20 protein-coding genes are annotated in these 20,141 nt (G+C 71.3%); 11 read left to right on the top strand and 9 right to left on the bottom strand.

From position 1 onward, the window contains the following. The first annotated feature begins 2 nt into the window (after nt 1-2). On the top strand, nt 3-782 hold the full coding sequence (locus ACZ69M_RS06400; protein ID WP_470047141.1) for an alpha/beta fold hydrolase: 780 nt from the start codon (nt 3-5) through the stop codon (nt 780-782). Between the two features lie 13 nt (nt 783-795). Here the strand turns inward: ACZ69M_RS06400 and ACZ69M_RS06395 are convergent, their stop codons facing one another. Together ACZ69M_RS06395 and ACZ69M_RS06390 are read right to left on the bottom strand one after the other, a co-directional pair. Continuing rightward, a complete protein-coding gene (locus ACZ69M_RS06395) occupies nt 796-1,461 on the bottom strand; it encodes a TetR/AcrR family transcriptional regulator (protein WP_470047139.1) in 666 nt (221 codons plus the stop codon). A 164-nt stretch (nt 1,462-1,625) separates the two neighbouring features. Then, nucleotides 1,626-2,582: an ABC transporter substrate-binding protein gene (locus ACZ69M_RS06390; protein WP_470047137.1), complete on the bottom strand. Its 957-nt coding sequence runs from the start codon at nt 2,580-2,582 to the stop codon at nt 1,626-1,628. 332 nt (nt 2,583-2,914) lie between these two features. Here ACZ69M_RS06390 and ACZ69M_RS06385 point away from each other — a divergent pair, with 332 nt between their 5' ends. The 4 genes from ACZ69M_RS06385 to ACZ69M_RS06370 are packed head-to-tail and all read left to right on the top strand — an operon-like array spanning nt 2,915 to nt 7,308. Beyond that, on the top strand, nt 2,915-5,779 hold the full coding sequence (locus ACZ69M_RS06385; RefSeq protein ID WP_470047135.1) for a sensor histidine kinase: 2,865 nt from the start codon (nt 2,915-2,917) through the stop codon (nt 5,777-5,779). A 2-nt stretch (nt 5,780-5,781) separates the two neighbouring features. Next, nucleotides 5,782-6,255, top strand: coding sequence for a roadblock/LC7 domain-containing protein (locus ACZ69M_RS06380; RefSeq protein WP_054228754.1), 474 nt, complete (start codon nt 5,782-5,784; stop codon nt 6,253-6,255). Between the two features lie 59 nt (nt 6,256-6,314). Further along, the gene (locus ACZ69M_RS06375; RefSeq protein WP_060898551.1) at nt 6,315-6,746 is read left to right on the top strand and encodes a DUF742 domain-containing protein; all 432 of its coding nucleotides are present in this window, start codon (nt 6,315-6,317) and stop codon (nt 6,744-6,746) included. Then, nucleotides 6,697-7,308, top strand: a complete 612-nt coding sequence (locus ACZ69M_RS06370; protein ID WP_054228753.1) for a GTP-binding protein — start codon at nt 6,697-6,699, stop codon at nt 7,306-7,308. The genes ACZ69M_RS06375 and ACZ69M_RS06370 overlap by 50 nt, the downstream gene beginning before the upstream one ends. 53 nt (nt 7,309-7,361) lie before the next feature. Here the strand turns inward: ACZ69M_RS06370 and ACZ69M_RS06365 are convergent, their stop codons facing one another. The 3 genes from ACZ69M_RS06365 to ACZ69M_RS06355 are packed head-to-tail and all read right to left on the bottom strand — an operon-like array spanning nt 7,362 to nt 9,873. After that, on the bottom strand, nt 7,362-8,036 hold the full coding sequence (locus tag ACZ69M_RS06365) for an ABC transporter permease (RefSeq protein WP_388124484.1): 675 nt from the start codon (nt 8,034-8,036) through the stop codon (nt 7,362-7,364). Further along, a complete protein-coding gene (locus tag ACZ69M_RS06360) occupies nt 8,033-8,740 on the bottom strand; it encodes an ABC transporter permease (protein ID WP_099939834.1) in 708 nt (235 codons plus the stop codon). The genes ACZ69M_RS06365 and ACZ69M_RS06360 overlap by 4 nt, the downstream gene beginning before the upstream one ends. Beyond that, nucleotides 8,737-9,873, bottom strand: a complete 1,137-nt coding sequence (locus ACZ69M_RS06355; RefSeq protein ID WP_470047132.1) for an ABC transporter ATP-binding protein — start codon at nt 9,871-9,873, stop codon at nt 8,737-8,739. Before ACZ69M_RS06355 ends, ACZ69M_RS06360 begins: the two co-directional genes overlap by 4 nt. 285 nt (nt 9,874-10,158) lie before the next feature. On the opposite strand from ACZ69M_RS06355, the gene ACZ69M_RS06350 reads away from it, so the two are divergent. Beyond that, entirely contained in the window at nt 10,159-12,249 is a 2,091-nt protein-coding gene (locus ACZ69M_RS06350; RefSeq protein ID WP_470047130.1) for a GH92 family glycosyl hydrolase, read from the top strand. Between the two features lie 34 nt (nt 12,250-12,283). On the opposite strand, the gene ACZ69M_RS06345 is transcribed toward ACZ69M_RS06350, so the two are convergent. Further along, entirely contained in the window at nt 12,284-13,063 is a 780-nt protein-coding gene (locus ACZ69M_RS06345) for a DeoR/GlpR family DNA-binding transcription regulator (RefSeq protein WP_470047128.1), read from the bottom strand. 155 nt (nt 13,064-13,218) lie between these two features. Here ACZ69M_RS06345 and ACZ69M_RS06340 point away from each other — a divergent pair, with 155 nt between their 5' ends. Then, a complete protein-coding gene (locus tag ACZ69M_RS06340; protein ID WP_470047127.1) occupies nt 13,219-14,109 on the top strand; it encodes an SIS domain-containing protein in 891 nt (296 codons plus the stop codon). Nucleotides 14,110-14,141: 32 nt separating this feature from the next. Further along, entirely contained in the window at nt 14,142-14,993 is an 852-nt protein-coding gene (locus ACZ69M_RS06335) for a class II fructose-bisphosphate aldolase (RefSeq protein ID WP_470047126.1), read from the top strand. A 2-nt stretch (nt 14,994-14,995) separates the two neighbouring features. Here ACZ69M_RS06335 and ACZ69M_RS06330 read toward each other — a convergent pair whose 3' ends face one another. Further along, complete coding sequence (locus ACZ69M_RS06330; protein ID WP_470047124.1) at nt 14,996-15,277, bottom strand: hypothetical protein; 282 nt, start codon at nt 15,275-15,277, stop codon at nt 14,996-14,998. Further along, nucleotides 15,274-16,107: a phytanoyl-CoA dioxygenase family protein gene (locus ACZ69M_RS06325; protein WP_470047123.1), complete on the bottom strand. Its 834-nt coding sequence runs from the start codon at nt 16,105-16,107 to the stop codon at nt 15,274-15,276. Before ACZ69M_RS06325 ends, ACZ69M_RS06330 begins: the two co-directional genes overlap by 4 nt. 71 nt (nt 16,108-16,178) lie before the next feature. Here ACZ69M_RS06325 and ACZ69M_RS06320 point away from each other — a divergent pair, with 71 nt between their 5' ends. Further along, a complete protein-coding gene (locus tag ACZ69M_RS06320; RefSeq protein WP_470047122.1) occupies nt 16,179-16,952 on the top strand; it encodes a helix-turn-helix domain-containing protein in 774 nt (257 codons plus the stop codon). Here ACZ69M_RS06320 and ACZ69M_RS06315 read toward each other — a convergent pair. After that, nucleotides 16,942-18,087, bottom strand: coding sequence for a methyltransferase (locus ACZ69M_RS06315; RefSeq protein ID WP_470047120.1), 1,146 nt, complete (start codon nt 18,085-18,087; stop codon nt 16,942-16,944). The two genes, ACZ69M_RS06320 and ACZ69M_RS06315, sit on opposite strands and share 11 nt — an antisense overlap. Before the next feature lie 104 nt (nt 18,088-18,191). On the opposite strand from ACZ69M_RS06315, the gene ACZ69M_RS06310 reads away from it, so the two are divergent. Together ACZ69M_RS06310 and ACZ69M_RS06305 are read left to right on the top strand one after the other, a co-directional pair. After that, a complete protein-coding gene (locus ACZ69M_RS06310) occupies nt 18,192-18,893 on the top strand; it encodes an alpha-ketoglutarate-dependent dioxygenase AlkB family protein (protein ID WP_470047547.1) in 702 nt (233 codons plus the stop codon). Further along, nucleotides 18,890-20,134 (top strand): ROK family protein, encoded by a 1,245-nt coding sequence (locus ACZ69M_RS06305; RefSeq protein WP_403686521.1) that lies wholly within the window; start codon nt 18,890-18,892, stop codon nt 20,132-20,134. Before ACZ69M_RS06310 ends, ACZ69M_RS06305 begins: the two co-directional genes overlap by 4 nt. The last annotated feature ends 7 nt before the right edge of the window (nt 20,135-20,141 follow it).

The raw sequence follows: 20,141 nt of genomic DNA, 5'->3' as shown, positions 1-20,141 counted from the left end.
CCATGCCGCAGCTCGAAGTCGACGGCGCCAGACTGACGTACGACGACGAGGGCCCCCGCGACGGTGCGGGCACGCCCCTGGTGTTCATCCACGGCTGGACCGCCAACCGGCACCGCTGGGACCACCAGCTGGCGCACTTCTCCGCCACGCGGCGGGTCATACGTGTCGATCTGCGCGGCCACGGCGAGAGCGACGGGTCGGGGCGGCGGAGCATCGGGGAGCTGGCGGAAGACGTCCTCGCCGTCCTCGATCACCTGAAGGTCGAACGGTTCGTCCCCGTCGGTCACTCGATGGGCGGGATGATCGCGCAGACCCTGGCGCTGGGCCACCCGGACCGGATCGAGCGCATGGTCCTGGTGAACTCGATCAGCCGGATGACGTACAGCCGGGGGAGGGGCCTGCTGATGGCGGTGTCCACGCAGGTGCCGTTCAAGCTGTTCGTCGCCGCCAACATCCAGCGGGCCTTCGCCCCCGGGTACCCGCGCGAGGAGATCAAGGAGTACATCCGGACCTCCGCGGCCACACCGCGGGAGGTGGTCATGACCTGTTACGGCGCGATGCGGTCCTTCGACGTCCTCGACCGGGTCGGGGAGATCCGTGTCCCCACCCTCATGATCCACGGCTACTACGACATCCAGCTGCCCGTCTCCCAGATGCTGCGGATGGCGAAGGCGTACCCGGACGCGGAGGTGCGCATCCTGGACGCCGGCCACGAACTCCCGGTGGAGAAGCCCGAGGAACTCACCTCGACCATCGACCGGTTCCTGACCGAGCGCCCCTGAGACACCTGCGAACCTACGAGGTCGCCCCGGGCCCTGTCGTCGGGACCGGCAGTGGGCGCCGGGCGACCTCGTGGGCCTCCTCGGGGGGCAGGCCCAACATGCGCAGGACGAGTTCGGCCATCTCCTCGTCGGCGCCGGGGCCCGACTGCTCGGACTTGGCGGACGACTTCAGCTGGAGCAGCCCGAGGAGGGCGCCGCCGACGGCGCTGAGGGCGACGAGGGGACTGTCCACCTGGAAGCGGCCGGAGGCGTTGCCCCTCTCGATGTCCCGCAGGGCGCGGGGGCCCAGGCCGAAGTCGGCGTGGATGTAGGGGAGGCCGCCGTAGCGCAGGACGCGGGTGAGTTCCGGGTGGGTGTCGGCGAGCCGGAAGGTCAGCCGGACGCTCACCGCGAACACCTCGGCGGGGTCGCCGAGGTCGCCGGTGATCGAGTCGATCAGCTTGCCGTACTCCTCCAGCGCCTCGACGACCGCCGCCTCGAAGAGCTCCGCCTTCGTCTGGAAGTGGTTGTAGAAGGAGCCGAACCCGACGTCGGCACGCTCGGCGATCTGCTGGATGCTGACATCGCTCGTGCCCTGCTCGGCCAGGATCCCCTGGGCGGCGGTGATCAGGGCATGGCGGGTCTGGGCGCGCCTGCGTTCGAAGCGGTTGGCGGGCTGGGCGGCGGCTTGATCGGGCATGCGCTCATCCTAGTCGCGGCCCCTTCAGAACTGATGAGGAGATCAGTCGGCGGGCGTGAGTGATCTCGCGACGGACGGGCCAACCGTCCCGCCCCGCAGACCCCGCGGCACGGCAAAGGCCGGAGCGGCGGATCCCCGCCCCGGCCTGCGCACCTCCGTCAGAACTACAGTCCGGCGGTCGACAGCCAGCTCTTGGCCACGTCCAGGGGGTCCTTGTTGTCGTTCTGCACCTGGGCGTTGAGCTTGACCAGGGTGTCCGTGTCGAGCTTCGCCGACACGGCGTTGAGTGCGGAAACTCCGGCGGAGGAGAGACCGCTCTTGTAGGCCAGCGGCGTCACGTTCTCAAAACCGAAGAGGTTCTTCGGGTCTTGAAGGACCACGAACTTGTTCTTGGTGATTCCGGGGTCGGTCGTGAAAATATCTGCGGCCTGAATGTTGTTGCCCTTGAGGGCGGCCACGGTCAACGGCCCACCCGCGTCCAGTGCCTTGAACGACTTGAATTCAAGGCTGTATTCGGACTTGAGGCCCACCAGTCCCTGCTTGCGCGTCTGGAACTCCGGCGATCCCCCGATGACCAGGTCCTTGGCCGAGGCGGAGAGGTCGGCGATCGTCGACGAGGTCGTGAGCTTGTACTTCTTGGCGGTCTCCGCGTTGACCGCGATCGCGTCCTTGTCCTCCGCCTTGGAGGGCTCGAGCAGGGTCAGCTTGGAATCGAGCGCGGCCGTGATGGCCTTGCTGGTGTCCTCGACCGTGGTCGGGGCCGCCTTGGCGTTCAGATAGGCCAGCAGCGCGCCGTTGTACTCGGGCAGGACGGTGATCGTGCCGTTCTTGATCAGACCGTAGGTGGTCTCACGGCTGCCGATGTTCAACTTGTAACTGACCTTGATGCCCTTGGCCTTCAGGGCCTCGCCGTAGATGTCGGCGAGCAGGATGCTCTCGGGGAAGTTGTTGGAGCCGACCACGACCGTGCCGCCCTTGGCGGTGTCGCCCTTCAACGGGTCCTTGTTGTCGGAGTTGTCGGAGGAACCGCAGCCCGTGAGGGCGGCCGTAGCCACAACCAGCAGGGATACAGCGTACGTTGCGGTCGTTCTGGTGCTTCTGGCGTGGGTCACGTTGGTCATCCAGACTTGTGCATGGGCGGTCGGCGGCCGGAAGGCATGGCGTGATGACGATCCAATCGAGCCCAGTAACGCACCGTCAAGACACGAATAGATCACCGATGGAGACCACACGGCTTCGCCGCGTGGGCGCAACCTGACCGAAACAGGCGTGAATCCGACGTATCGCCATGTCAGTTTTTGGTTGATCATGGCCGTACTCTTGCGGCAGCCGCTAATGTTGGCCGAGTCGGGGGACCTGGTTCCACTTGCTCGGCCCGAGCGTGCTGACATGACCCACGTCCACGCAGCCCGGGCTGCGGGCTTCCAATTGGGAATGAAGTCAAGGAGGTTTGGTGCCCGCGCACAGAAAAGCCGCCCGGGGGCCGCAGACCACGGCTCCCCGAATAGGCCGGACGCCTTCCCTCCTCGACCGTTGGCCTTTCCGCAGGAAACTCAACGTCCTGGTGATTGTCCCGCTCGCCGTCGTTTCGGCGATGATCGCCTATGTCGTGTACGCCGAGATCGACTCGGCCCGTTCCGCCGCCTCCACCGCCCAACTCGTGCGGGACAGCGCGCAGGTCACCCAGCTCATCGACGGCGTGCAGACCGAACACCGCCAGGCACTCCTCGTCTCCCTGCGCTACGAGGCCGCCCGCTCAGGCGACAAGGCACCCAACACCTCCGCCTTCCTCCAGGCGCAGCAGAAGGTCACCGCCCAGGCGGAGGCCGTGCGGTCCGCCTACGGGGACCGACTGCCCGACGCCGAGGCCCAGGCCCTCAAGGAGCTGGAAGGCCTCGACAGCCTCCGCAAGACCATCGAAGAGGGTCCGATCCCCGCCGACAACATCGACCCGGCGTACGGATCGGTCATCGAGGGCCTCATCAACGGCCTCGGGCTCGGTCAGTCGGGCGGCGAGTCCTCGGAGTCCGCGGGCAATCTGCTGGACGCGCTACTGCGCGCCGACACCGCCCACGCCTCCTTCGAGACCAGCGTGTTCGCGGCCCGGACCCGTGACCCCAACGCGCTCATCGAGTACACCGGAGCTGTCGGCGACTACGAGCAGTACACCTACCAGGCCGAGCGGTTCACCCGGTTCGCCAGCCAGGAACAGGGCGCCGAACTCGCCGCGATCGAGCACAGCCCGTACCAGAGCGTCGTCGCCCAGCACTACGCCGCGCTGCAGGTCGACCCCAGCGGTCTGGTCGCCGAGAACGCCTCGCAGCTGCGCGCCGCGCTCGACGACGCCCTGGCCGCCGACCCGACGTACCAGCGTCAGGCGGAGAACCGGCTGAAGATCACCGAGTCGCTGATCCACCAGATCGCCGCCGACACCCAGAAGGCGTCCAGCGACGCCTGGTGGCAGGTGCTGTGGCTGGTGGCCGCCAACCTCGCCGCCTTCGCGGCCTGGATCCTGTTCTCCGTACTGGTCCGTCGCTCCGTGGTGCGGACCGTGCGGAGCCTCACCGAGGCGGCCCAGCACGTGGCCGACGCGGCCGAGACCGAGCTGGCCCGGGTCGCCGACGACGACGCCGACGACGCGAGCCCGCCGCGCCTCGAGGCCGTGCCCGTGCCGGTCCGCGACGAACTCGGCGAACTCGCCGAAGCCTTCAACCAGGTGCAGGTCACCGCGACCGCCCTGCTGGAGCGCCAGGTCATCAGCCGCCGCAACATCGCCGAGATGTTCGGCAACGTCGGCCACCGCGTCAGCAACCTGACCGCTCGCCAGCTCGCGCTGATCGACTCGGTGGAGCGCGGCGAGACCGACCCGGAGGTACTGGACCGGCTCTACCGCATCGACCACATCGCGGTACGTCTCCAGCGCAACGCCGACAGCCTGATGCTGCTCGCCGGCATCCGCGAGACGGGCCTCAACACCGGGCCCATGCGGCTCAGCAACATCGTCCGCGCCGCGCTCGGCCAGATCGAGGGCTACCAGCGGGTCACCCCGCACGCCGAGGGCGATGTCACCGTCGCCCCCGACATCGTCGGCGACCTCACGCTGATGCTCGCCGAACTGCTGGAGAACGCGGTGACGTTCTCACCGGCGTCCAGCAGCGTCGAAGTCGTCCTGCGGCCCCGGCACGGCTCCAGCGGCGGCGCCCTGATCGAGATCATCGACCACGGGCTCGGGATGAGCGCCGAGCGGCTGGAGGAGGAGAACGCCCGCCTGATCCGCCGCGAACGGCTCGACCTGGCCCCGACCGAGGTCCTGGGCCTCTTCGTGGTCGGCGGCCTGTCCCGGCGCTGGGGCATCGAGGTCGTCCTGACCCGCACCCCGGGCGGCGGCGTCACCGTCACCGTCGCGGTGCCCGGCTCCCATCTGCTGCTCGCCGATCCCACGGGGGCCGCGACCAGGGCCCCGCACATCCTGCCGCCGCCACGCCGCCCCGGCGGGACCGAACCGCGCCCCGCGGCGGTCGACCCGGAACCCGGCCCCTCGTCCCTGCCGCGCAGGATCCCCGCGCGCAGCCGGGGAGCGGACGGCCACACGGGCCGTCAGGAACCGACGGGCGACGGCGCCTCGGGGGGCTACGGCGCGTCCCGGCCCCGGCCGGGCGGCACACCGGGCACCACGACTCCGGGGGCGGCGCAGCCCGCGGAGCGCGAGACAGCGGGACGCGGCATGCCTCAGGACGCGGTCGGCGGCCCGGGCCACCAGCGTGGCGCCGGCATGGAGAGCGGACAGGGCCGGCCGTCACGCGCCGCGGGCAGCGGTATGGACAGCGGGCTCGTGCAGAGGTCACGCGGCGCGAGCACCGGCCCGGGGAATGCGGCGGGGCAGCCGCCGCGCGGCCCGAACACGGGCACGAACGGGGGGCTCGGCCTGCCGCCCCGCGGCGCGAGCACCGCGCGCGGCTCCGGTTCGGCCCCGTCGGCACCCGGCAGCGCCCCGGCGCGACCGGGCGAGGGCGGCCCCAGTCCGCTCAGGCGGCGCGTGCGCGGCGCGACCCTGCAGGCCACCACCGCCTCGACCCGGCTGCCCAAACAGACCATCACCAACCCACGGCCGCCCGCCTGGCAGACCGCCGACGCGGAAGCGGCACGATCCGAGATCGACGAGTTCGAGGAAGCCGTTCTGCGGGCCGAGCGCGAGAGCGCGACAGAGGCTCGCGGTACCGGCTTCGGGTCGGCCCGTTCAGGGGGCCGTCCCGACAGCTCTGGCGATTCCAGCACAGAGAACAACAGACCCTCATTCCCGGAAGGCATGAGCAAGTGACCATGTGGACAGGTGGACCGGAGTCCGCGGCCGTGGAACAGGCGACGGACGTGAAGGCCGCCGCTGCCGACTTCAATTGGCTGCTCAATCGTTTCGCCACCGAGACCGCCGGCGTCGTCGACGTGATCGGGGTGTCCTCCGACGGCCTGCTGATCGCGGTGTCCCAACTGCGCGGCAAGGCGGACTCGGAGCGGCTCGCGGCCATCGTCTCCGGGATCACGAGCCTCGCCATGGGCGCCTCCGGCAACTACGGCCTCGGCGGGCTCAACAAGGTCATCATCGACCTGGAGGAGGGGCACGTCCTGGTGTCCGCCCTCGGCGCGGGCGCGGTGCTCGGCGTGGTCGCCTCCAAGGAGGCGAAGCTCGGGAACATCGCGTACGAGATGACCCTCTTCGCCAACCGCGCCGGTGCCGCTCTGAGCCCGCAACTGGTCATGGAGCTCAAGAACACCGTGGGGATCGCGCCGACCGGTTGACGGTCGGCGGGGGCGTCACGAAGGCCGGGACGACCCGCGAGGTGAAGGGTGAGGACGAGATGACGGCCGGCGAGCCATCAGCCGCCGACGACGACGCGTGGGGAGCGGAGCACCCCCCGTCGATCGTCCGGCCATTCCTGCTGACCGCGGGGCGGATCGCCGGCGGTGACAGTCTGGTGCCGACGATTCCGATCGAGACGCAGGTCGTCGCGACGGATCTCGGTCTGGCCACGCTGGACGCGTTCGTCTTCGACCAGCACCGCGACATCATCACGGTCTGCCGCCAGCCGCAGTCGCTGGCGGAGATCGCGGCGAAACTGCGGATGCATTTGAATGTGATCAGGGTGCTCGCCGACGATCTGCGCGCCGACGGTCAACTGGCCTTGTACGCACCGCAGGCCGAATCCGCCCGCGACGCCACCGTATTGCGAAGGGTTATCGATGGTCTCCGAGCTATCCCCGACTCCCGGGGCGCGATCCGTGAGCGCTGACACCGAGGGTCCCCGGCCGCCGATGCCGGTGAAGATGGTGATCGCGGGCGGCTTCGGCGTGGGCAAGACCACCACCGTGGGTGCCATCTCCGAAATCGAGCCGCTCACCACCGAGGCGTCCATCACCTCGGTCGCCGCGGGCATCGACGACCTCTCCCACACCCCGGAGAAGATGACGACCACCGTCGCCATGGACTTCGGCTGTGTCACGCTCGACCCGACCCTGAAGCTCTATCTGTTCGGCACCCCCGGCCAGGAGCGCTTCGGGTTCATGTGGGACGACCTGGTCGAGGGCGCCCTCGGCGGGCTCGTCATCGTCGACACCCGCCGGCTCGACGACTGCTACGCGGCCGTCGACTACTTCGAGCATCGCGAGATCCCCTTCGCGGTGGCCGTCAACGCCTTCGACGGCAAGGTCGAACACGATCTGAACGACGTACGGTGGGCTCTCGACGTCGGCGACCATGTGCCGCTCACCGTGTTCGACGCCCGCGAGCGCGGGTCCGTACGGGATGCGCTCCTCGTCGTCCTCGAACACGCCCTGGCGACCGCGCAGCAGTGAACGAGGGAAGAGGGGGGACGGGCCTTGCGGCTCGTCCCCCCTCTTCCCATTCCTCAGACCGTACGGCGCCTGCGCACCCCCGGGGACACCGCCACCCGGGCGATGGCCCAGAACAGCACCAGCACGAGCAGCGCGAGGATCGCGGTGAGGGCCGCGCCGCCCACCACCTTCTCGTAGTTGCGCTGGTAGAGGCCGTCCAGGATGTAACGGCCCACCCCGCCGAGGCTCACATAGGCCGCGATGGTCGCCGTGGACACGATCTGGATCGCCGCCGAACGCAGACCACTGAGGATCAGCGGCAGCGCCGCCGGCACCTCGACCTGGAACAGGACCTTCCCCTCCGGCATGCCCATGCCGCGGGCGGCGTCGACGGGGGAGGGATCCAGGGTGCGGATCGCCTCGTAGGTGGTGATGAGGATCGGCGGGACCGCCAGCACCACGAGCGGGATCATCACGGGCACGATGCCGAGGCCGAGCCAGACGAACATCAGCACCAGCAGCCCGAAGGTGGGCAGCGCCCGGGCACCCGCCGACACGAAGGCCAGCGCGTTGCCGCCGCGTCCGGTGTGTCCGGTGACCAGGCCGATGGGCAGGCCGACGGCCGCGGCGATCGCGAGCGCCCCGGCGGTGTACTGGAGGTGTTCCCACACGCGCTGCGGGATCCCGTCGTACCCGTGCCAGTGGGAGCCGTCGGAGAAGAAGGACTGGATGAAGTTGAGTACGTTCACGAGACGCTCTCCGGAGTGCGGGCGGCGCCCGCGATCGTGGACGTACGGCGTGCGGCCTTGCGGCCGGAGGCCGGCTGCCAGGGGGTGAGCACGCGGCGCAGCAGGACGAGCACGGCGTCGACCAGCACCGCGAGAACGGCGGTGGTGACCACCGAGTTCACGGCGAGGAGAGGTCGGTGGTAGAGCATCGCGGTGGTGAGCAGATTGCCGAGCGCCCCCTGGTTGCCGATCAGCGAACCGACGCTGACCAGACTGATGCTGGAGGCGGTCGCCACGCGCAGACCGGCCATGATCGCGGGTACGGCGATGGGCAGTTGGACCTGGAGGTAGCGCCGCAGCGAACCGATGCCCATCGCCGCGGCGGCGGCGTTCGTCTCCTCGGGGACCGAGCGGACGCCGTCGACGACCGCCGGGACCAGAACCACGAGACTGTAGAGGGTCAGCGGGATCATCACGGTGGTCTTGCTCAGGCCGGTGTAGTCGATGAGCACCACGAAGAAGGCGATCGACGGGATCGCGTACAGCACCGTGGTGATCCAGAGGACCGGCGGATAGATCCAGTTGACCCGGACGCACAACAGGCCGATCGGCAGCGCCAGCAGGAGGCCGAGGAGAACCGGGACCAGCGCCTCCTGCATGTGGGTGGAGATCAGGCCGAGATAGCTGCTCTGGAGGTCGCTCGGGATGTCGAAGAAGCCGTTCATCGCGCGGCCTTCACCGTGGAGACGCCCTCGGAGTCCACGGCGCGGCGCTGCCTGGCCGCGCGGATCGCCGCGGCGACCGTCTCCTGCCCGGCGAGCCCCAGCACACGTCCCGCCCCGTCCACGGCGACCGCCTGACCGGTGGGCGAGAGTACCGCCCGGTCCAGCGCGACCCGCAGCGAGTCCTTGCCGACCTCGAAGGCCTGCCCGTGCGGCTCCAGTGCCTGGACGTCACCGGCCCACACCGTCAGGTCGGCCCAGCCCAGCGGCTTCCCGTCCGCGTCGGTGACCAGGACCGGTCCCGCGCCCGCCGACTTCCCGGCGAGCTGCTGCCAGTCGCTGCCGACCGGGAAGACCCGGGAGCGGTCGAGTGCGAGGTCGCGGGTGGACAGGAACGACAGCCCGCGAATGCCCCGGTCGCCGCCGAGGAACTCCTCCACGAAGGCGTCGGCCGGCGCCGACAGCAGCTCGTCGGGGGCGGCGAACTGGGCGAGCTTGCCACCGGTGCGCAGTACGGCGACGTGGTCACCGATCGTGATGGCCTCGTCCATGTCGTGGGTGACGAACACGATGGCCTTGCCCAGCTCGCCCTGGATGCGCAGCAACTCCTCCTGCAGACCACGGCGGACGACCGGGTCGACGGCGGAGAACGGCTCGTCCATCAGCAGGATCGGCGGGTCGGCGGCGAGCGCGCGGGCGACACCGACACGCTGCTGCTGGCCGCCGGAGAGCTGGTAGGGATAGCGGCGGGCCATGGCCGGGTCCAGGCCCACCCGTTCCATCAGTTCCGCCGCGCGGGCGCGGGCGCGCTGCTTGGACCAGCCGAGCAGCCGCGGCACCGTGGCGATGTTGTCGAGGATCGTGCGGTGCTGGAAGAGCCCCGCGTTCTGGATGACGTAACCCATGGACTGGCGCAGGGCGTTGACCGGCTTGCGGAGGATGTCCTCGCCGTTGACGCGGATCGTGCCGCTGCTGGGCTCGATCATGCGGTTGATCATCCGCAGTGTGGTGGTCTTGCCGCACCCCGAAGGCCCGACGAGCACGGTGATCGAGTGGTTCGGTATCTGGAGGGACAGGCGATCGACGGCCACCGTGCCGTCGGCATATCGCTTGCTGACATCTTCGATGGCTATCAAGCGTCGAAACCCTTCGGGAACGGCTGTGATCGGACGTGACCGGATCACATGCACGAGGCTGCGTAGTCTAGCCAGTTGGCGCGTGTGTTCGGGCACCGCAGGGTGGCCGGTTGTGGCGGATGCGCAGGTGGAGCCCGCCGCGTCGAACGAGCCGGTCGGGTGCGAGCGGGCGCTCCGCCGTGCGGGTGATCTCCGGGCGTGGCGGCGCGGAGGTGACGACATCTCTGGGGAGACTGTCGCCCTCATGCCCTGTCGCCCCTCCTGCCACAGCCCGGAGAGACCCACTTGCGATTCCCCTTCCGCCGGGCCGCGCTGGCCGGCGCCGCCGTGCTCGTCGTGTCGTCCGCCCCGGCCTCACCGGCCGCCTCGGACGACACGGTGGCCGACCCGGCCCAGTACGTGAACCCCTTCGTCGGTACCGCGCCCGGAGGGGCCGATTTCGGCCATGGCGGCGGTGCCGGAAACACCTTTCCCGGCGCGACCGCACCCCTCGGCGGGGTGCAGTGGAGCCCGGACACGGTGACCTACCAGCACGGCGGGTACGCGTACGGGGACAACCGGATCAGAGGGTTCAGCCTCACTCACATCTCCGGGGCCGGCTGCAGGGACTACGGCAACGTGCCCTTCATGCCGATGCGCGCCGGCGACACCAGCGGGCAGGCGACCTTCTCGCACGCCAACGAGCAGGCGACACCCGGAAATTACCGGGTCACCTTCGACAACGGCATCGGCAGCGAACTCACCGCCACGCAGCGCTCCGGCATCGCCCGTTTCACCTACCCGGCCACCGACGACCGTCCCGCCGCGTTGAGTGTCGACGCGGGCAAGGCGTTCAACGCGGCGACCGGAACGGTCGACATCGGCACCGACACCCTGTCCGGGTTCACCGACAGCGGCGGCTTCTGCAAGTCCGCCAACCGCTACCGGCTCTACTTCCACGCCGTGTTCGACCACCCCTTCGCCCATGTCGTCCACCCCGGCGGCAGGCCGGGCGCCGCGCAGGTCTCCTTCGCCCCCGGCGTACGCACGGTGACCGTCCGCGTCGGTGTCTCCTTCGTCAGCGTCGACGGCGCCCGCGGCAACATCGCCGCCGAGCAGCACACGAACCCCTACGACCAGATCCGGCGGGCCGCCCGCGCCCAGTGGAACGACTGGCTCGGCCGCATCAGCGTCGGCGGCGGCACCGAAACCCAGCGCCGGGTCTTCTACACCGCCCTGTACCACTCGCTCCTGCACCCCAGTGCCTTCAGCGACGCCGACGGCCGCTACCCCGGCATGGACGGCCGCATCCACACCACCCCCGCCGGACACGTCCAGTACGCGAACTTCTCCGGCTGGGACGTCTACCGCTCCCAGGTCCAACTGCTCGCCCTGCTGGCCCCGCACGAAGCCTCCGACATCGCGCGGTCCGTCCTCAACCAGGGCCGCCAGGCGGGCTACTTCGACCGCTGGACCCTCGCCAACGGCGGCACCGGCGTCATGGTCGGCGACCCGCTGCCCGTCATCGCCTCCGCCGTGTACGCCTTCGGCGCCACCGACTTCGACGCCCGCGGCCTGCTGCGCGCCGCGATGGCGGGCCGCGACGACGAGCGCCAGCGGCCCGGACACGCGCAGTACGACGCCCTCGGCTACGTCCCCGCCGGCACCAAGGGAGTGTGGGGCTCGGCGGCCACCACCCTCGAATACGCCGTTTCCGACTACGCGTTGGCCCAGCTCGCCCACCGTCTGGGCGACACCGCCGCCTACGGCACCCTGCTGAAGGCCTCCGGGAACTGGCGCAACCTCTTCAACCCCGTCACCGGCTACCTCCAGCCGCGTGCCGCCGACGGCACCTGGCCGGTCTTCACTCCCGCGCAGACGAACGAGTACGTCGAGGGCAACGCCGCCCAGTACACCTGGATGGTCCCGCACGACCTGCCCGGTCTCTTCACCCTGATGGGCGGGAACGCCGCCGTCGCGGCCCGCCTCGACACCTTCTTCACCCAGCTCAACGCGGGCGGCACCCAGCCCTACGCCTACCTCGGCAACGAGCCCTCGTTCGACGCCCCCTGGGCGTACGACTTCGCCGGCCGCCCCGACCGCGCCCGCGACATCGTCCGCCGCGCCCTGGCCACCCTGTTCAGCGACCGCCCCGACGGCCTCGTCGGCAACGACGACCTCGGCGCCATGTCCTCCTGGGCCGTGTGGGCGAGCCTCGGCATGTACCCGCAAGCCGCAGGCACCGGGCAACTCGCCCTGGCCGAACCGGCCTTCCCCAGTGTCGTCGTCCACCGCCCGGGCGGCCCGAGGACGGTGCTCGTCGCGCCCGACGCCTCCGCCACCAGCCGCGACATCCACACGCTGACGGCCACCGTGCCGCAGCGGAAGGGCTCGTGAGTCCGGCGTCGAGTCAGCGGGCCGGCCGGGGTCGTCAGACGGCGACGACCCCGACCCCCGCCTCCGTGAACCGCCGCACGGTCTCCTCGTCCACCGCCGCGTCGGTGACCAGTGTGTCCACCGACTCGGCCGCGCAGATCCGGGCGAAGGCGCGCCGGCCCAGCTTGCTGAAGTCGGCGGCGACGATCACCCGCTCGGCGCGCTCGCACAGCAGCCGGTTGATCGCCGCCTCCGCCTCGTCGTGGGCGGCTGCCCCGTGCGTCACGTCGAAGGCGACCACGCCCAGGACGGCGACATCCATGGTGATCTGGCTGAGCACACCGTCCGCGAGCGGCCCGACCAGCTCGTACGACTGCGAGCGTGCCACCCCGCCGGTCAGCACGATCTTGAACTGGGGCCGCACGGCCAGTTCGCCCGCGATGTTGAGCGCGTTCGTCACCACGGTCAGCGCGGGCGACCCCGAGGCGAGATCGGGGCGTACCGCCAGTGCGCGCGCCACCTCGGTGGTGGTCGTGCCGCCGGTCAGCCCCACCGCCTCGCCCGGCGCGACGAGATCGGCCACCGCCTTCGCGATGCGCTGTTTCTCCGAGGCGTGCCGGGCGGTCTTGTAGCGCAGCGGCAGTTCGTACGACACGCCGTGGACGACCGCGCCGCCCCGGGTGCGCACGAGCATCTGCTGCTCGGCGAGCTGGTCGAAGTCGCGCCGGATCGTGGCGGGTGACACCTCCAGCTCGGCCGCGGCCTGCTCGACCTCCAGCCGGCCCCGCTCCACGAGCAGTTCCAGCAGGGCCCTCCAGCGGGCGTCGCGCGACATCCGCACTCTCCGTTCCTCGATCCTTCGCGACCCTAGCGCACCCCCAGCGCACCACATTCCCTGGCGTTTCCACAGTCGACATGCTTGATTGTGCTCGAAAGTCGGCCTTAACTTGCACTATCTTGCATGAACAGCGTCAGTGGGAGGGGTACGGCATGACCCATGTCGAGCACGAGCTGAACAGCCAGCCCGAGTGCTGGATCCGCGCCGCCGAGCAGGCCAAGGCGCACGACGGCGCACTGCCGGAAGTGGGGGAGCGGGTCGCGATCGTGGGATGCGGGACCTCCTTCTTCATGGCGCAGGCCGCCGCCGCGCTGCGTGAGGGGTCCGGGCAGGGCGAGACGGACGCCTTCGCCGCGTCGGAGTTCCCGGAGAGCCGCTCCTACGACCGTGTGGTCGCCCTCACCCGCTCCGGCACCACCACCGAGGTGCTCGAACTTCTCGGGCGGCTGCGCGGACGTACCCGGACGACCGCGATCACCGCCGACCCCGCGACCCCCGTGATGGACCGCGCGGACGACCTCGTCGTACTCGAATTCGCGGACGAACGCTCCGTGGTGCAGACCCGGTTCGCGACCACCGCGCTCACCCTGCTCCGCGCCCACCTCGGACTGCACACCGACGCCGTCGTCGCGGACGCGCGCACGGCGCTCGCGACCCCGCTGCCCGAAGGGCTCGTCGACTGCGCGCAGTTCACCTTCCTCGGCCGCGGCTGGACCGTCGGGCTCGCCAACGAGGCCGGGCTGAAGATGCGTGAAGCCTCCCTGGCCTGGACCGAGGCGTACCCGGCGATGGAGTACCGGCACGGGCCCATCAGCGTCACCACCGCCGGCACGGCCACCTGGATGCTCGGCGAGGCCCCCGAAGGGCTGGCCGAGCAGGTACGGGCCACGGGGGGACGGTGGGTGGCGGGTGAACTCGACCCGCTCGCCGAACTCGTCCGCGCCCAGCGGCTCGCGGTCGCCGTCGCCGCGGCCCGCGGACTCGACCCCGACCGGCCGCGCCACCTCACCCGCTCGGTCGTCCTCGCCCCGCCGGCCCGCTGAGCCGTCGGCCCGCTGACCCAGAAGGAGGAGTTGTGCCACTCGCAGCCACCGGTGACCTGGTCACCGCCGCGGCCGGGGCGCGGACCGCCGTCGCCGCGTTCAACATCATCACCCTGGAGCATGTCGAGGCCGTCATCGCGGGCGCCGAGTCCGTGGCCACCCCCGTCGTCCTCCAGGTCAGCGAGAACGCCGTGAAGTTCCGCTACGGGCGGCTGCTGCCGTTGGCCCGCGCCGCCGCCGCGGCCGCCGAGCGCGCCTCGGTGCCCGTCGCGCTGCATCTCGACCACGTCCAGAGCGACGACCTGCTCCGCCAGGCGCCCACCGCCGGATTCAGCTCGGTGATGTACGACGCGGCCCGGCTGCCGTACGAGGAGAACCTCGCCGCCACCCGGGCCGCCGCCGACTGGGCGCACGCGCAAGGCCTTTGGATCGAGGCCGAGTTGGGGGCGGTGGGAGGCAAGAACGGTGAGCCGCCGCTCGACGCGCACGCGCCCGGCGCCCGCACCGACCCCGCCGAGGCCCGCGCGTTCGTGGCCGACTCCGGCGTGGACGCCCTGGCCGTCGCGATCGGCAGCTCGCACGCGATGACCACCCGCACCGCCGCCCTCGACCACGACCGTCTCAAGCGGCTGAACGCGGCGCTCGGCGTGCCGCTCGTCCTGCACGGCTCCTCCGGAGTGCCTGACGACGAACTGGCCGCGGCCGTCGCCGGCGGCATCGCCAAGGTGAACGTGGGGACCGCCCTGAACATCGCGATGACCGGCGCCGTCCGGGAGTTCCTCGCCGCCCACCCCGAAGCCGTCGACTCCCGGAAGTACCTCAGCGTGGGGCGGGAGGCGATGGCGGGGACGGTGGCGCGCCTGATCCGCGTACTGAGCGCCTGACCTCAGGGGGCACCGACGTCGACCAGCTGCTCGAAGAAGAACTCGTGCTTGAGGAACGACACGTCGTACTCGCCCCCGGGAAACGGCGGGATCAGCTGCGCCGCCTGGAACAGCCGCCAGCCGTCCCGCAAGGCGTCCACCCCCGACGCGTACGGCGGCTCGTCGCTGTCCCCGGTCGTGGGGGACGTGCGGCCGGTGCCGTCGTAGACCGACCAGCCCACCACCTCCGCGTCCAGGGCGGAGGTGGCCAGATAGAGGACCAGAACCTGCTGACGGACACTCATATGGCTTCCCCCTGGGGATGGTTGGAGACCCTGGTGACCCAGTGGTCCAGGTCGAAGGAGTCGTCCCCGGTGAGCGCGCGCCACAGCAGGACCCGGTGGTAGATCTCGAGACGGCCGGTGGCGGGCTCGTACCAGGGGAAGGTCGTGGAGAGTTCCTCGGCGACCCGCGGGTCGCCGAGGTCCGAGATGTCCCACAGCCGCCGCTGCCGCACGGCCGGGTTGAAGCGGATCTTGAACATATAGCGGACCACGTCGCTGTCGTTGCGCCGCCCGCCGTGCCACAGGCCATGGTGCAGAAACACCACGGTGCCCGCCGGGCAGACCAGCCGGCTCTGCCCGCGCAGATTCTGGTAGCGCCCGGTGTCCGTCTCGTTGGTGCGCCGCAGATGGCTGCCCGGCACGCTGAGCGTGCCGCCCATGTCGAGGGTGACGTCCTGCGGGTAGTACATCAGCTGCACGTCGAAGGCGTCCGTGCGCACATCGATGATCGCGTCGGCGTGCAGCGGCTGCGCCCGCCCCTCGTGCGGCTCACGGACGTGGACGTAGTGGTGGTCGACGGCCGGGCAGGGCCCGACGAGGCTCCGCAGGGCCCCGGCCACGGCGGGGAGTTCCAGCAGCCGGCGGACGAAGGAACCCGCCGGGTAGGCGGCCGGCACGGAGCTGCCGTAGGGCACCTCGGGCACGCCCGCGCGCAGCACCTCCATGCCCTCGGCGTTCATCTCCGGCGGCACCACGGTGTCCAGCCGCAGCGAGCCGTGGGCCACGAAGTGCGCCATCCGGACCGAACTCAGGAGTGGGATGCCCGAGGTGTGCTCCAGCGTGTTGGTCATGCGACTCAACGTAGGGGCGGGGCCGCCGACGGCGCGTGGGCGCGGCTCACCACTGCTGGTAGCTTTTCACCATGCGGGAGACGGACGTCCACCTCGGCGAGCCGCCCGCCGTCGTCAACATCGGCGTCGGCGTGCACGGCGTGGCGAGCCGCACGGACGTCTTCCGGCTGCCGGAGCTGTGGCAGCTGCACCTCTACCAGTACGACGCCGAACTGACCATCGACGGCACCGCGCACACCATCCGCCCCGGCCGCGTCAGCCTCGTACCGCCCGGCACCACGGTCCGCTACCGCTACCAGGGCCGCTCCGAACACCTCTACGCCCATCTGCGCATCGCCCCCGCCGGGCCGCCCCGCACCATCCCCGTGATGCAGGACGCGGGGCCCGAATTCCCCATGCTCTCCAGCCTGTTGCTGAACGCGATCGCGGCGGCCCCCGGGGCGCCCGAGCACACCCGGGCCGAGATCTGGACCGCGCTGTGGCGCGTCGCCCGGCTCACCCCGCCCGCCGCCACGAGCCGCGGCCCGCACCCGGCGGTCGGCGCGGCCATCGCCCACATCGAGGCCCGGCTGGCGGCGCCGCTCACCATCCCGGAGATCGCCCGTGCGGCCGGGATCTCCCACAACCACCTCACCCGGCTCTTCCGCGCCGAGACCGGCACCACGGTCGTGGCCTACATCCGGCGCCGCAGACTTCAGCGTGCCCACCATCTGCTGCGCGCCTCGACGCTCTCCATCCCGGCGGTCGCCGCCTCCGTCGGCATCCCCGACCTGCAGGCGTTCAACAAGGCGTGCCGCCGTGAACTCGGCGCCTCGCCCCGCGCACTGCGCGGAACTACTTCTTGACGGCCCTCAGGACGACGAACTTCGCGTCGCTCGCCACGAGTTCGCTGTTGCCGAAGAGGCGGCGCAGCTTCAGGTGGTAGCCGAGATGGCGGTTCCCGATGACCCACAGCTCGCCGCCGGGCCGCAGCGCGCGCCGCGCCCCCGAGAACATCCGCCAGGCCGTGGTGTCCGTCGTCGCCTGGTGCGAGTGGAAGGGCGGATTGTTCAGGACGAGGTCCACGCTCCCGGCGGGGACGTCCGCGAGTCCGTCGCCCACGCGGAACTCCGCGCCCACGCCGTCGGTGTTCTCCCGGTACGTCTCCTCGGCCGAGGCGACCGCCTGGTACGACTCGTCCACGAACAGCACCTCCGCCTCCGGGTTGGCCAGCGCCATCGCCGTACCGACTACTCCGTTGCCGCAGCCCAGGTCCACGATGTGCTCGGGGCCCCGGCTGCGCGGCAGATGCTGGAGGAGGAAGCGGGTGCCGATGTCGAGTCGGTCGGCGCAGAACACACCGGCGTGGTTGACGACGGTGCGGCCGGAAACCGGTCCGATGTCGTCGGGGAGCCGGTAGCTGTACGGCCAGGGGTTGGCGGCCCGGGCGATCCCGGGGTACGGGGTGCAGAAGATCAGCCGGGCCTTCTTCTCGGCCAGCGAGGTCCGGGTCGGGCCGAGGATCCGCTCGAAGAGGTGCAGCGTCGAGGTGTGGATCTCCTTCACCATGCCCGTGCCCACGACGACGGTCCCCTCGTGCACGCCAGGTGCCAGCCGGTGCAGCTGGTCCTCCAGCAGGGCGAGGCTCTTCGGCACCCGGACGAGCAGGACGTCGATGCGGTCGGGGGGCGTGTCCTGGGTGGTCAGCAGCCGCACCGCGGTCGCCTCGACCCCGTTGCGGGCCAGGTTCGCCCGGGTCGCCTCCTGCGCGAGGAAGGAGTCGGTGATCTGCGTCGGCCGGTGTGCCGACAGCGCCGTGGCGAGCGCTCCCCAGCGGTCGCCGACCACCACGACCGACCCGGACAGCGGCGTTCCGCTCTCCGCGAGGTGCCGCAGCAGATAGGTGTCGGCGGCGTCCCAGGCACGGAGCTGGTCGCGGGGGTCCTCGGGGAAGCGGGCCAGCGCGTACTCGGCCCAGGGCGCGGTCATCCGGTCGTTCATCGTGGGTCAAGGCTAGCCGAGCCGCAGCTCAGCCAGGTGCGGGCCGGGTCTTGATCAGGTGCGCGCACGGGACGGGCGGGGTGCGCGAGGATGGTGGCATGTCCATGGATGCTGAGCTGTTCCCCCGGAGCCGGGCGGAGATCGCGCCGGGCGCGGTGCATCTGCCGGACTGGCTGGACCCGATTGCCCAGCGGGAGCTTCTCGAAGCCTGCCGTACGTGGGCCAGCCCGCCGGCCGGACTGCGTACGGTGCGCACGCCCGGCGGCGGCACGATGACCTCCCGGCAGGTGTGCCTGGGCTGGCACTGGTACCCGTACCGGTACGCGCGCACGGTCGCCGACGGCGACGGCGCCCCGGTGAAGCCCTTCCCCGCGTGGCTGGACGAGCTCGGCCGCCGAGCGGTCGCGGACACCCTGGGCCCCGAGAACGCCACCGCCCCGTACGACATCGCACTGATCAACTTCTACGACGCCGACGCCCGAATGGGCATGCACCGCGACAGCGACGAGAAGTCCGACGCGCCCGTGGTGTCGTTGAGCCTCGGCGACACCTGCGTCTTCCGCTTCGGGAACACCGAGTCGCGCTCGCGCCCGTACACGGATGTCGAGCTGCGCAGCGGGGACCTGTTCGTGTTCGGCGGTGCCTCCCGGCTCGCCTACCACGGGGTTCCGCGCGTGCACGCCGATACGGCGCCGCCCGAACTGGGCCTGACCGGCCGCCTGAACGTGACGCTACGGGTGAGTGGCTTCCAGGTGCCCTCGGACGGGACACCGCACGAGCGGATCATGGGAGACTCGCCCTCATGAACGGCAAGGCGGGCCCCCGGACGGCGGGGGAAGGGAACACGCGGACACGGCTGGACCGGGGGCGCGGGGCACTCGGGCCCGCGCTGGAACTCGTGCACACCGGACGTGCGCCGACGCGTGCCGTACTCACCGCCGAGCTGGGCGTCACCCGGGCGACCGCGGGCGCGGTGGCCTCGGAGCTGGAGGCGCTCGGGCTGATCCGGGTCGACGCGCGGCCCGGCGCGGCGGCCGGTTCGCAGGGACGGCCCTCGCACCGCCTGGAGGTCGCCGAGGACGGTCCGGTTGCGCTGGCCGCACAGGTGCACGCCGACGGGTTCCGCGCCGCACTGGTCGGGCTCGGCGGCCGGATCGTCGCCACCGCGCCCAGCTGCGAGACCGTCGACGCCGACCCGGCGAAGGTGCTGGGCGCCGTCGTCGAGACCGGCGCGGAGCTGCTCCGCGAGACCGGGCGGCGCTGCGTGGGCGCCGGACTCGCCGTACCGTCCGCCGTCGCCGAGCCGGACGGGCTCGCCCTCAACCCCCTCCACCTCGCCTGGCCCGCGGGCGCCCCCGTCCGCCGGATCTTCGCCGAGCGGGTGCGCGCGGCGGGCATCGAGGGCCCGGCGTTCGCCGCGAACGACATCAACCTCGCCGCGCTCGCCGAGCACCGCCACGGCGCCGGGCGCGGCGCGCGCGACCTGCTGTGCGTGGCCACCGGGCACCGGGGCGTCGGCGGCGCGCTCGTCCTCGACGGGCGGCTGCACACGGGCAGCTCGGGCCTCGCCCTCGAAGTCGGCCACCTCACCGTCAACCCCGAGGGCCGCCCCTGTTACTGCGGCAGCCGCGGCTGCCTCGACGTCGAGGCGGACCCCCTGGCGTTCCTCACGGCGGCGGGCCGTGACCCGGGCCCCGAGGTGTCCCTCCTTCAGCAGGCCAACGACCTGATCCGCACCCGGTACGACCAGGACCCCTCCGTCCGCACGGCCACCGAGGCGCTGATCGACCGCCTCGGCCTCGGCCTGGCCGGACTGGTCAACATCCTCAACCCCGACCGGATCATCCTCGGCGGCCTGCACCGCACCCTCCTCGACGCCGACCCCGACCGGCTGCGCGCCGTCGTCGCCGACCGCAGCCTGTGGGGCCAGAGCGGCGGCGTACCGATCCTCGCCTGCACCCTGGACCACAACACCCTGGTGGGTGCCGCGGAGTTGGCCTGGCAGCCGGTCCTCGACGACCCACCGGCGGCACTGTCCCGGACCTGAGACCGGA

The organism is Streptomyces sp. NPDC107454, from assembly GCF_055582885.1.
The sequence above is the reverse complement of the archived record's forward strand: the minus strand, read 5'-3'. Positions and strand labels throughout refer to the sequence as shown.

Coding starts and splice junctions, on each gene's coding strand:
- ACZ69M_RS06400 (WP_470047141.1), top strand. CDS start 3: ATGCCGCAGCTCGAAGTCGACGGCGCCAGACTGACGTACGACGACGAG.
- ACZ69M_RS06395 (WP_470047139.1), bottom strand. CDS start 1,461: ATGCCCGATCAAGCCGCCGCCCAGCCCGCCAACCGCTTCGAACGCAGG.
- ACZ69M_RS06390 (WP_470047137.1), bottom strand. CDS start 2,582: ATGACCAACGTGACCCACGCCAGAAGCACCAGAACGACCGCAACGTAC.
- ACZ69M_RS06380 (WP_054228754.1), top strand. CDS start 5,782: ATGTGGACAGGTGGACCGGAGTCCGCGGCCGTGGAACAGGCGACGGAC.
- ACZ69M_RS06375 (WP_060898551.1), top strand. CDS start 6,315: ATGACGGCCGGCGAGCCATCAGCCGCCGACGACGACGCGTGGGGAGCG.
- ACZ69M_RS06370 (WP_054228753.1), top strand. CDS start 6,697: ATGGTCTCCGAGCTATCCCCGACTCCCGGGGCGCGATCCGTGAGCGCT.
- ACZ69M_RS06360 (WP_099939834.1), bottom strand. CDS start 8,740: ATGAACGGCTTCTTCGACATCCCGAGCGACCTCCAGAGCAGCTATCTC.
- ACZ69M_RS06345 (WP_470047128.1), bottom strand. CDS start 13,063: ATGTCGCGCGACGCCCGCTGGAGGGCCCTGCTGGAACTGCTCGTGGAG.
- ACZ69M_RS06340 (WP_470047127.1), top strand. CDS start 13,219: ATGACCCATGTCGAGCACGAGCTGAACAGCCAGCCCGAGTGCTGGATC.
- ACZ69M_RS06330 (WP_470047124.1), bottom strand. CDS start 15,277: ATGAGTGTCCGTCAGCAGGTTCTGGTCCTCTATCTGGCCACCTCCGCC.
- ACZ69M_RS06325 (WP_470047123.1), bottom strand. CDS start 16,107: ATGACCAACACGCTGGAGCACACCTCGGGCATCCCACTCCTGAGTTCG.
- ACZ69M_RS06320 (WP_470047122.1), top strand. CDS start 16,179: ATGCGGGAGACGGACGTCCACCTCGGCGAGCCGCCCGCCGTCGTCAAC.
- ACZ69M_RS06315 (WP_470047120.1), bottom strand. CDS start 18,087: ATGAACGACCGGATGACCGCGCCCTGGGCCGAGTACGCGCTGGCCCGC.
- ACZ69M_RS06310 (WP_470047547.1), top strand. CDS start 18,192: ATGGATGCTGAGCTGTTCCCCCGGAGCCGGGCGGAGATCGCGCCGGGC.
- ACZ69M_RS06305 (WP_403686521.1), top strand. CDS start 18,890: ATGAACGGCAAGGCGGGCCCCCGGACGGCGGGGGAAGGGAACACGCGG.